The organism is Halobacillus kuroshimensis DSM 18393, assembly GCF_000425705.1.
In the GTDB taxonomy this organism is placed as follows: Bacteria; Bacillota; Bacilli; order Bacillales; family Halobacillaceae; genus Halobacillus; species Halobacillus kuroshimensis.
In genome coordinates, this window is sequence record NZ_AUDY01000010.1 from 49000 (window position 1) to 60624 (window position 11625).

The window sequence follows — 11625 nt, forward strand, 5'->3', positions numbered from 1 at the left end:
TTGTAAGGAGGCTATTTATGAAGTACGTCATAGGGGCTATATTACTACTAATTGCAATGTTCATCATCGGGCTGATTTGGCGTAAAAAGGTCTATGATGAAGTGGATCGTCTGGAAGGTTGGAAAATGGATATTATGAACCGGCGCGTAACGGAGGAATTATCCAAAGTAAAGAACCTGAACCTTTCCGGCGAGACACAAGAAAAGTTCGAAACATGGCGTGAACGTTGGGATCAAATCCTTACAAAAGAACTGCCCGAACTGGAAGAATACCTTTTTGACGCAGAGGAAGCGGCCGACAAATACCGACTGAAGAAAGTCAGGTCCGTGATTGAAAATACTGAAAAGAAACTGGAATCGATTGAAGAAGATATAAAAACGATGCTGACGGAATTGGAATATCTTCTGAACTCTGAAAAAGAGAGCCGTGTGGAAATCGAATCCATTGCTCCTGAATTGAAAGAATTGACGAAACGTCTGATCCAGAACCGTCACCAGTACGGGAAAGCTGTCAGTTTTTTTGAAAAAAGGGTGGATGCACAGAAAGAAAAGCTGTCCCAGTTTGAACAGCTGACAGAGCAGGGGGATTACCTGGAGGCCAATAAACTGGTGCAGACCGTAAAAGAAGAGACCGTCCTGCTGCAGGAGGATGTTGAAGCTTTCCCCGAACGGTACCGTAAAGTGAAAGTTGAACTCCCGGAACAGCTGAGGGAGTTGAAGAGTGGAATCGAGGAAATGAAAGCAGAAGGCTATCGGATTACCCATTTCGAATTTCTGCCGGAAATACATAAACATGAGCGCACACTGACCGAAGCTTTTGAAAAGCTGGAGCAAGGGGATCAGTCCGATGTTCAGGAAGCTGTAGAAGCCATTGAGTCCAGAATTCAGGAGATGTATCAGGTCTTGGAAGGCGAAGCCGTTGCTCATCAATATGTAGAAAAACAGTTTGAACCTCTTAAAGCGAAGCTGGATGAGCTGGAAAGCATGTTGAGTGTGACAGAACAAGAACTGAATGAGCTGCTTGTAACCTATCAGCTTGAAGAAGAAGATGTGGAATCCCATCAAGGATTGAAAAACTGGTTCAATCAGCTGAGAAAGAAAATGACCAGTCTCGAATTCAAGCGCCAGGATGGGGAAACCGCCTATTCTGAACTGCGTGATGATCTGGAGCAGCTGCAGAAACAGACCGCTGACCTCCAGGAAAAACATGAATTCTTCCAGGAGCGGGTGGAAAACCTAAGGAAAGACGAACGCGAGGCGAAGCAGCAGTTGAGAAAAATGGAAGAGCTGCTGATGGAAACCCACCGCCGTCTGAAGAGGAGCAATATCCCGGGAATTCCTGTTTTTATCTTTGAAGATATGAAAACAGCGAGTGAGAAAGTAGATGAAGTTTTTCAGAACCTGGAGAAACAGCCTCTGGATATGAATGATGTTCATGCATCTTTAGATGAAGCAGTTGAACTGGTGGAAAAGCTGAGAAACGATGCTGAAAAAGTGATGGATAAAGCGCATTTATCAGAGCGTCTCATCCAACATGGGAATCGATATCGGAGCAAGCATCCACTGCTGGCGGCTAAGCTGCTTGAAGCTGAAGAGAAGTTCCGTTCCTATCAGTATGACGAAGCTTTAGCTCTGGCGGCCGAAGCGGTAAAAGAAGTTGACCCCGGAGCGCTTGAGAAAATGGAAGCAGAAGAAGAAATGCTAGTCTAGGACGTGGATGCATGAGAAAAAAACTCTTAATAGGTTTATCCGCATGTGTCGTCCTCCTATGGACAACAGTGCTTGTTATTCTCCTCCTGCCTCGTGACAGCGGACGTCTTCCTGCATCGGAACACAGCTACAGCCGTCTGGACTACGGAGTGGAGGAAAAGCTGATGAAACAGGTGGATAGAGACAACCCGTCCGCAATCCTATCTTCTGAAAGCCAGCCTGAAGATATTTTAGGAAGCATGGAATACACGCAGTCCTGGGTGGACGATGTGACGGAAGATGGAAAGCTTAGTATAGATACAATCCTCGAACATTTGGATTCAATGGAATAAGCCGTCTTCCGGTGAAAAAGGCATCTGCAGTCGTGCAGATGCCTTTTTTTGCAGGGCTGCGACAGGGGCCGGCTGTTCCATTTCTGCCGTTGGTGTGGTAGAATTATGGACTGCAATTTGAAAAAAAGGAGTCAAAGCCAATGATATACTTGGATAACAGCGCGACGACCCAACCTTATCCGGAAGTGCTGGCAAGTTTCCAGAAAGCCGCAGAGCAGTATTTCGCCAATCCTTCCTCCATTCACAGTCTGGGAAGTGAAGTGGAGCGACTGCTAGATCGTTCCCGTAAGCAGGCAGCCAGTCTGCTGCATGTGGATACAAATGAAGTGATCTTTACATCTGGTGGTACAGAGGGGAACAATATGGCGGTGAAAGGGGTGGCTCTGCAGCATCAAAATAGAGGGAAACATCTGATTACAACTTCTATTGAGCACCCATCTGTCATGGAAGCTTTTCGAGCCTTGGAGTCATTGGGCTTTGAAGTTACCTATATAGATGTAAATCGAGACGGTCTTGTAGATGCGGATGCTGTCATGAATGCCGTCAGGCCGGATACCATTTTAGTCAGTGTGATGTCTGTAAATAACGAGTTGGGTTCCATTCAACCCATTAAGGACATCGGGCAGAAACTGAAAGCACATCCAAAAATCCACTTTCATGTAGACCATGTTCAGGGACTTGGTAAAATCGATCTTCCCATGAATGAATGGGGCATTGATTTGTGTACCATTTCCGGTCATAAAATTCATGGTGTGAAAGGGACAGGGGCCCTCCTTGTGCGAAAGCATGTTTCCTTATTTCCAATGCTTCATGGAGGAAGCCAGGAAGCTGAATTGAGAGCGGGTACCGAGAACCTCCCAGGAACGGTAGCCTTTGTTAAAGCCCTCCGCATCCTGAAGGAAAAAGAGCAGCAAAACCGGGACCATTTATGGAAGCTGAGAGCCCGGCTGAGGGAAGCCTTAAGGGATCGGCCTTACTGTGTGTTGAATTCTCCAGAGGACGGGGTTTCCCACATTACCAATTTTTCTATACCCGGCTTAAAACCTGAGGTGGTCATCCACGCATTAGGGCAGAAAGAAATTTATATTTCGACCAAGTCCGCCTGCTCTTCTAAGCAGCCGGATGTGAGTGCTGTACTGAAGGCTTGTAATTTTGATTATGACCGTACCACATCAGCGTTAAGAGTCAGTTTTTCTTCACAGAATACGGAAGAGGATATTAAACAATTTGTAGATGCACTGGATGAAGCTGTCCATCACTTACAAGCTGCAATGAGGTGAGCAATCAATGAAATTTGATCGTATTATGATCCGTTATGGTGAAATGGCGTTAAAGGGAAAAAATAAAAAGTTATTTGAACAGAAACTGAAGTACAATTTGTCGGGTAAACTCAAGGAGTTCCCTGAAACGACGATTGAAAAGACGCAGGGGCGCATGTATGTACACTTGAATGGAGAGCATCCCCAAAAAGTGATGGAAGCGTGCCAGAAAGTATTCGGTATTCACAGCCTAAGCTTTGCTGTGAAGGTTGAGCAGTCAGAGGAAGCGATGAAAGAAGCTGTCCTCCTGGCTTTTCATGATGCCCGGGGAGCGCAGACCTTTAAGATCTCTTCCAAGCGGACGGACAAATCGTTCCCGCTTCCCTCCCAGGACATTAATCCAATGCTTGGCGGTCATATTTTAAGAAATACAGACGGTGTCACAGTCGATGTCCACCGTCCTGACGTGGAAATCAAAGTGGAGGTCCGCCACGAAGGTGTCCTCATCACTGCACGTGATTACCCGGGAGCCGGTGGTCTTCCGGCGGGTACGACAGGAAAGAGTCTGTTGATGCTTTCCGGAGGAATCGACAGTCCTGTGGCCGGGTATTTGACGATGAAGCGCGGTGTGGAACTTGAAGCGGTCCACTTCCACTCTCCGCCTTATACGAGTGAGCGTGCGAAACAAAAAGTGATTGACCTCGCTCAGGAACTGGCGAAATACGGAAGCAAGGTGAAAATACACGTCATCCCGTTCACAGCTGTTCAGCAGAAAATTCATAGGGAGATGCCGTCCGGGTACAGCATGACGATTACAAGACGGATGATGATGAGGATCAGTGAGAAAATTGCAGAACAGCAGGGGATTTTGTCCATTACGACCGGCGAAAGTCTTGGTCAGGTGGCCAGCCAAACGATGGAGAGTATGAACACCATTAATGAAGTAACCAATTACCCTGTCATTCGTCCACTTGCGGCGATGGATAAGCTTGAAATCATTGATATTTCCCGGAAAATAGGAACGTATGATATTTCGATCCGTCCATTTGAAGACTGCTGTACGGTCTTCGTACCAAAAGCACCAAAAACAAAACCGACAAGAGCGAATGCGAATTACTACGAATCCAATACCGACTTTTCGGAAGATCTTGAGAAGGCGGTCCGTGAATCCTACACCATCGAAGTAGATGCGCAGGGAAGTACGGATCAGCAGGAAGACGCTTTTGATGATCTCTTATAAGCCATTGAAACCCTGACCTATCCTAGGTCAGGGTTTTGTTTACAGTTCTCTTTTTTTCCTGGATATGTTATAGATAGTAGTAAATGAAAAGAGAGGAAGTGCTGGGATGAAGCTTTGGTATGGTGGGAAAATTTATACGCTGACAGCTGAAGACACCTGGGTGGAATCTGTTGTGACCGAAGGCGGGCGGATTAAAGCTGTAGGAGATACACAGGATCTGTTTGAAACCTACAAAGACGGAATAAAGGAAGAAATCGATTTGAAAGGGGCGGTGATGTACCCCGGCTTTACTGACAGCCACCTGCACATCCTCGGGCACGGGGAACGCCTGATGCGTCTGGATCTGTCTTTTATGAAATCGGCCGAGGAAGTCAAGCAGGCTCTCCAGCTTCACGCTGAACAGCTTCCTGAAGGGGAGTGGATTATCGGGGACGGCTGGAATGAAAATCAGTGGGAGGAAAAGCGGATCATACATAAAGATGAACTGGACGAAATCTCCCGAAATCATCCCATGATGCTTACGCGTGTCTGTCGTCATGCTCTGCTTGCCAATACAAAAGCAATGGAGCTCGCGAAGGTTACAGATCGTACTCCCGATCCTCAGGGAGGGGTGGTCGTTAAAGATGAGTCCGGTCGTGTGACCGGGTATTTTCACGATAAAGCTCAGGACCTGATCAAATCAGCCATGCCGGAGGTTACACCGGAATACTTAAGGAAAGCAGCAGATCTTGCCGTCAAGGATATGCATGCCTTCGGACTTGTCGGTGGTCACAGTGAGGATTTGAACTATTATGGAGGATTCAAAAGAACCTATGACGCCTTTTTGGATGTGATTGACGGAAAAACAACGAAGTTCAGGGCCCATCTGCTCGTTCATCACGGTGTGATCGAGCAGGTGGATGAGTCCGGGCTTGGATTCAAGCAGGGAACAGACTTTGTAGAACTGGGAGCGTTGAAAATTTTTTCTGATGGGGCTCTTGGAGGACGGACGGCATGGCTGAAACAACCTTATGCGGATGATCCGGACAATTACGGGGTAGCTATCCATACGCAGGAGGAGCTGGACACCCTCGTCGGTGAAGCGCGGAAGCGGAACATGCCTGTGGCCGTTCATGCCATCGGAGACGGAGCGGTGGAAGCTGTAGCAGACGCAGTGGCCAGAAACCCTCTCAAGACAGGCGAGCGTGACCGTATCATTCACGCCCAGATTTTAAGCAGTGAATTGATTCATAAGCTTCAGCATTTGAACGTCGTTCTGGATATCCAGCCGACCTTTGTAGCCTCCGACTTTCCGTGGGTGATGGAAAGGCTGGGGAACATGCGTCTGAAAAACTCGTATTCGTGGAAGACGCTTCTTGATGCAGGAATAAAATGTGCGGGTGGATCAGATGCTCCGATTGAAGAAATCAATCCGCTTCTCGGTATCCGGGCTGCCGTGGACCGAAGAGCCTCCTATGATCATGAAGTCTACCAGGCAGAAGAAAAACTGAGCGTTTATGAAGCCGTCTGTCTGTATACGAAAGGAAGTGCTGAAGCGATTCATAAAGAGGGAGAGCAGGGGATGATCCAGCCTGGATTCACCGCTGACTTTACGGTGCTGGACAGAGACCTGTTTACGCTGAAATCGCACGAACTTGCAGATGCAAAAGTGATGATGACAGTAATCGACGAAGATATTGTCTATCAGCGCTCCTAATACAAAAGGCCTCCGCGGATATTTTTCCGCGGAGGCCTTTTTTGACAGTTATAGGAATGTGCGTTTCACTCGATCCCAGTACGTATTATTTTTCAGCTTGACCGTTTTGATCACTTTTTCACTAAGGTTTACAGTAACGTCATGGATGTTGCGGATAGAGAACGCTTCATTGTCCATGCCGATAATAGGGTAGTCGTTTCCGTCCTGCCTGACCTTAAGGTTCAAGGTTCTTTCTCCACTGAGGATGAAGGATGAACCGAGGGTCCGATAGCGGTTGTTATTCAAGGAGGCAAGCTCACTGATTTGGAAGCACGGAAGTTTTGGATCGACAACGGCTCCATTAATGGATTTGTTGTAGGCTGTACTTCCTGTTGGAGTGGCGATGATCAATCCGTCTCCCCGGAACGTTTCAAAATGAAGGTCATCAATATAGACATCAATGACAATGGACTTAATCAATGTCGAGCGTACACTGCATTCATTTAGACAGGAGAAGGTAGATTCATCGTTGATGGTGGTATCGATGACAGGAAAGCGGCGGACTTCTACTTCTGCATTTTTCATGGCTTCTATCATTTCATCGTGGTCATCAATATTAAAATCACAGTACAGACCTGCTTCATTTTCACTGCGGATTCCTACGTACAGGCAGTCCTGGCGGAATCCTGTTTTTCTGACAGCTTGAAGAAAGGCACCGTCCCCTCCAACAGCAATAACGATGTTGGCGTCTTTAGAATTTTCAACAATTTGGAAATCGTTGTCCCTTGCCAGCTGGAAGAGAGCTTCTAATTTATCCTGAAGTTCGGTTTTTTGATGATAATAAAAGTATAGGTTTCTACGTTGATCCGTCATCGTGACTCCTCCTTTAAGTTGTACAGCTTCAGCCATATCATATCATTTCAAAAGTGTAAGCGCACACAGTTTTCAAATAAATCGGGAAAGTTTCACATTGTTGAATTACATCATGGTTTTCGTTATGGTTAGTTTAGACCATAATGGAACAAGTACGTAAACGGGCGCATTTTGTTATTGACAACGTGCGTCATTTCTTTGGAATTTTTACAGAGAAGGAGTCTAATAGTATGAAGCAGGAACATGTAGAGCAACTATTTCAATGGATTGACAATACAGCGACAACGATTTCAGAGGATATGAATATTACCTACCTCGAATCCATTGCGGAAACAATGGACGTTTTATTCAACGGGCAGCCGTTTGATGACATGAGTGAAAACCTTCAAACGTATTTGACAAATGAATTGACGAAAGTGAAAAAAGACAATCATGAGAAGGAAGAAATCCGGAAAGCTGTTCAGCTGGCGATTCTGAAGGGAATGAAAGGGGCCACGCAGCAGCAGCACTTGATCACCCCGGATTCTGTCGCGATGTTTATGGGGTATCTCGCCTCCCGCTTGTTTGAAGGCGAAGAGGAATTGAAAATCTTCGATCCGGCTGCCGGAAGTGCCAACTTGATTACGTCGGTGATGAACCAGCTTGACATGCCGGTGAACGCCTACGCCAGTGAAGTCGATCCTACATTAATCCAGCTGGCAGTCACCAACGCCAACCTGCAGAAAAACAAGATTGAGTTCTTCCACCAGGACAGTCTTGCCCCGTTCTTAATGGAGCCTGTTGATTTTGTTATGGGAGATCTCCCGGTCGGTTACTATCCGGATGACGTACAGGCAGCGAAATATGAGCTGAAAGCAGAGGAAGGTCTTTCCTACGCTCACCATTTATTCATTGAACAGGGCTTGAACTACACGAAGGAAGGCGGGTATATGATGTTCATCGTGCCAAACTTCCTGTTTGAAAGCGATCAGTCCAAAGCTTTGAATGCCTACCTGCGTGAACACGCCCATATTGTAGGGATGCTCCAGCTTTCTGATTCTCTCTTTAAGGATGAAAAGCACGGCAAGAGCATACTAATCCTGCAGAAGAAAGGGAAGGATACAAAAGCGCCGAAGCAGGCCCTTCTTGTGAAACTTCCGTCCTTTAAAAATCCAAATGGCATGGCGGATATTCTCAGTCAGATGAACGCCTGGTTTGACGAATATAAAAGCCGGTAATTGTGAGAAAATAATGAATATAACAAGTAAACGTTAACATCACGGAACTGCCTTGAAATCAAAGGGTGCGGGTGATTAAATAGTAATGGTAGAAAGTTACGAACCTATATTTAAGGGGATGAGCATCGTTGAGTAATAACATTCTTGCTATCAATGCCGGCAGTTCATCGTTGAAATTCCAACTGATTGAAATGCCTGAGGAAACAGTCGTTACAAAAGGCCTCGTTGAGCGGATCGGTCTGGATGACGCTGTATTCACCATTGAATTTAATGATGAAGAAGATAAAACGGTAACAGAAATTCCTGATCATGCCGAAGCGGTAAAAATGCTTTTGGATAAGCTGACAGCCAACGGCATCATCAACTCTCTGGATGAAATTAACGGTGTCGGCCACCGTGTCGTTCATGGAGGCGAGCGCTTCAGTGAATCTGTATTGATTACAGACGAAGTGATCAAAGAAATCGAACAGGTATCGGACCTTGCACCACTGCATAACCCTGCCAACCTGACAGGGATCAATGCTTTCCGTGAAGTGCTGCCGAACGTTCCGCACGTGGCCGTTTTCGATACAGCCTTCCACCAGTCCATGCCTGAGCAGTCTTACTTGTACAGCCTGCCATATGAATACTATGAAGAGTACGGCATTCGTAAGTATGGTTTCCACGGTACGTCGCACAAATATGTGTCTGAGCGTGCAGCGGAAATGCTCGGCCGTCCGGTTGAGGAACTTCGTCTGCTTTCCTGCCACCTTGGTAATGGAGCGAGTATAGCAGCCATCGAAGGCGGAAAGTCCATCGATACATCCATGGGCTTCACACCGCTTGCCGGGGTAACAATGGGAACCCGTTCCGGGAACATTGACCCTGCCCTTATTCCATTCATTATGGAAAAGACGGGTAAGACAGCGTCAGAAGTTATGAATGTATTGAATAAAGAAAGTGGAATGCTGGCTCTTTCCGGTTTCTCCAGCGATCTGAGAGACATCGAAGTGCAGGCGAATGAAGGGGACGAACGTGCAGAGCTTGCTCTCGAAGTGTTCGCAGCCCGTATCCACAAATATATTGGTTCCTATGCCGCCCGCATGCACGGAATCGATGGCATCATCTTCACAGCAGGTGTTGGTGAAAACAGTATTACAATGCGTGAACGTGTCCTTAAAGGATTGGAGTTCATGGGCGTTTACTGGGATCCATCCTTGAACAAAGTCCGTGGAAAAGAAGCATTTGTGAACTACCCGCACTCTCCGGTCAAAGTTATGGTCATTCCTACCAACGAGGAAGTCATGATTGCCCGCGACACTGTGGAAAAAGGTTTATAAGAAAGGTCAAAGCAGTGAATCCGGTTCTCCGGGTTCATTGCTTTTTTTTCGTTGTTAAGGCTACAATAGAGGAAAAGGCTGCCTTATAAGGGGGAGAATGGATTGGCTGATGATCGAATCCACAGAGAACTTGAGATATGGCTTCAGCAGTTCCGGCAGTACCAGCCGAATGATTTTGAAAACATGTATGATCAATGGATGCATCAAAATTTTCAAAACCTCGACCCTGGAGTCAGGAATAAATTCTTTTCCAAGCTGGATGCGTGGTTCTTTCACACCCATGCGTTTCTCCAAGGGACGTCCTATCAATATGAGGCGCGCGCGCGTATTTTGACTGCAGGACGGATCTTTTCTTCCAACATCCATCACATTCAGGATATGGAAAAAGAGTTAACCACTGATCAATTGACCTATATTGCTGAGCAGCAGATGGCCCGTGGGCGCCTGTATTCTTTTGCTCAGGGTGGATTGACGGGGGCTGGAGGGTGGTTGTTTCTCGGTGTCGACTATCCGATGATGATGCTTATGAACATCCGGGCTATTCAGTTGATCGGACTTACCTTTGGGCATGAAATGAATCATCCTTACGAAATGATGATTTCCTTGAAGGTGTTTCACGCGGCGACACTCCCCAAGCGTTTGAAAGCGCAGGCCTGGGAGGATTTGATTCAGGAAGTCGAGAAAAAAGAACACAACTTCATTGTTGCCGGTGATGACCGTCTGACGGATGAAGGGTGGCTGGAGCAGCCGCTGAAGCACTGCTTCAAGTCCCTGTTCATTTTGATGTTCAGAAAAAAACTGGTGCAGGGTCTTCCTTTTATAAGCATAGCCATCGGCGCATATTCGAACTACCATTTAACCAAGCGTGTGACGGAATTCGCTATGAAATTTTACCAGTATCGTCATATCACGAATGAGGAAGGAGGCTGAATGTGTCCGTTGATGAACATAAGCAAGCAGTAAAAGGGCCTGTCCGCTGCGGGATCATTACCGTTAGTGATACAAGGACAGTGGATACGGATAAGAGCGGCAGACTGATGAAGGAAAAACTGCTTGAGCACAATCATGAAATCCTCCGCTCTTCGATTGTGCCCGATGAGAAAGCGTCTATTCTCCAAGAACTTCATGAGAATATGGCTCATCCTTCTATGGACGTCATTTTACTGAATGGCGGCACAGGAATCGCCGCCAGGGATGTCACTATTGAAGCAGTGGAAAGTGTTTTTGAAAAGGAAATGCCGGGCTTTGGAGAGATTTTCCGTATGCTCAGCTACACAGAAGACATTGGATCTGCCGCTATCCTATCGAGGGCAGCGGCAGGGGTGGCAGGTGGAAAAGCGGTCTTTTCCACGCCTGGTTCAACAGGAGCGGTGAAACTGGCTATGGATAAGTTGATTTTACCGGAGCTCCACCATGTTGTCCGTGAATTAAGAAAAGATCAATAAAAAAAGAGCCCTTAAAAGGGCTCTTTACTCATCTTGTTTATCGGCACCGGCGCGGACAACGAGAACGTCACATGGGGAATAGCGGGTAATGTGCTCGGAAACACTTCCAATAAAGAAGCGTTCCATAGCATTCAGACCGGTCGCACCGCAGATAATTAAATCAGCGTGATGTTTAGGCGCAATGTCTTTAGCGATTTTCACTTTCGGGGACCCATACTCAATATCAATCACGACGTTGGTGACGCCGGCTTGTTCCGCTTTCTTTTGATAGTCGTTCAACAGCTCCGTGGCGTACTGCTCTGCCCGTATTGCTAAGGAACGGTCATACGCTTCCACGGTAGCAAAAGCTCTTGTATCCACTACGTGAGCAAGAATCAGTTTTGCTCCGTTTCGATTGGCTATGTCAATCGCTTTTGAAAAAGCCTCCTCTGCTGTAACGGAACCATCCACGGCAACGACGATATCTTTATATTCATAAGTCATCCCAATTACCCCCTCCCATTTAATTACTTTTATTATATCATGCTATCCTCTATTGTAGACCGTTGTTCCATAC

The 11625-nt window shown here is 46.6% G+C and carries 11 protein-coding genes; 9 read left to right on the forward strand and 2 right to left on the reverse strand.

What is annotated here, in order from left to right:
• Window positions 1-17 precede the first annotated feature (17 nt).
• From ezrA to H615_RS0110665, 5 genes are all read left to right on the forward strand, one after another.
• Window positions 18-1709 (forward strand): septation ring formation regulator EzrA, encoded by a 1692-nt coding sequence (gene ezrA / locus H615_RS0110645; protein ID WP_027955130.1) that lies wholly within the window; start codon window positions 18-20, stop codon window positions 1707-1709.
• Window positions 1710-1720: 11 nt separating this feature from the next.
• Complete coding sequence (locus H615_RS0110650) at window positions 1721-2041, forward strand: hypothetical protein (protein ID WP_027955131.1); 321 nt, start codon at window positions 1721-1723, stop codon at window positions 2039-2041.
• Between the two features lie 140 nt (window positions 2042-2181).
• Window positions 2182-3321 carry a cysteine desulfurase family protein gene (locus H615_RS0110655; protein ID WP_027955132.1) on the forward strand — a complete coding sequence of 380 codons (1140 nt, stop codon included), beginning with the start codon at window positions 2182-2184 and terminating at the stop codon, window positions 3319-3321.
• A gap of 7 nt (window positions 3322-3328) precedes the next feature.
• Window positions 3329-4540, forward strand: coding sequence for a tRNA uracil 4-sulfurtransferase ThiI (gene thiI / locus H615_RS0110660; RefSeq protein WP_027955133.1), 1212 nt, complete (start codon window positions 3329-3331; stop codon window positions 4538-4540).
• A 106-nt stretch (window positions 4541-4646) separates the two neighbouring features.
• On the forward strand, window positions 4647-6236 hold the full coding sequence (locus tag H615_RS0110665; RefSeq protein WP_027955134.1) for an amidohydrolase: 1590 nt from the start codon (window positions 4647-4649) through the stop codon (window positions 6234-6236).
• Window positions 6237-6284: 48 nt separating this feature from the next.
• Here H615_RS0110665 and H615_RS0110670 read toward each other — a convergent pair whose 3' ends face one another.
• Window positions 6285-7088, reverse strand: a complete 804-nt coding sequence (locus tag H615_RS0110670) for an NAD kinase (RefSeq protein WP_027955135.1) — start codon at window positions 7086-7088, stop codon at window positions 6285-6287.
• A 230-nt stretch (window positions 7089-7318) separates the two neighbouring features.
• Between H615_RS0110670 and H615_RS0110675 the strand changes: the two genes are divergently transcribed.
• The 4 genes from H615_RS0110675 (at window position 7319) to H615_RS0110690 (ending at window position 11069) form a co-directional block, all read left to right on the forward strand.
• Window positions 7319-8305, forward strand: coding sequence for a class I SAM-dependent methyltransferase (locus H615_RS0110675; protein ID WP_027955136.1), 987 nt, complete (start codon window positions 7319-7321; stop codon window positions 8303-8305).
• A gap of 128 nt (window positions 8306-8433) precedes the next feature.
• Window positions 8434-9624, forward strand: coding sequence for an acetate kinase (locus tag H615_RS0110680; RefSeq protein WP_027955137.1), 1191 nt, complete (start codon window positions 8434-8436; stop codon window positions 9622-9624).
• Between the two features lie 102 nt (window positions 9625-9726).
• On the forward strand, window positions 9727-10554 hold the full coding sequence (locus H615_RS0110685; protein ID WP_027955138.1) for an EcsC family protein: 828 nt from the start codon (window positions 9727-9729) through the stop codon (window positions 10552-10554).
• Window positions 10555-10556: 2 nt separating this feature from the next.
• Window positions 10557-11069, forward strand: a complete 513-nt coding sequence (locus tag H615_RS0110690; RefSeq protein ID WP_027955139.1) for a MogA/MoaB family molybdenum cofactor biosynthesis protein — start codon at window positions 10557-10559, stop codon at window positions 11067-11069.
• Between the two features lie 24 nt (window positions 11070-11093).
• Here H615_RS0110690 and H615_RS0110695 read toward each other — a convergent pair whose 3' ends face one another.
• The gene (locus H615_RS0110695) at window positions 11094-11552 is read right to left on the reverse strand and encodes a universal stress protein (protein ID WP_027955140.1); all 459 of its coding nucleotides are present in this window, start codon (window positions 11550-11552) and stop codon (window positions 11094-11096) included.
• Window positions 11553-11625: the final 73 nt, after the last annotated feature.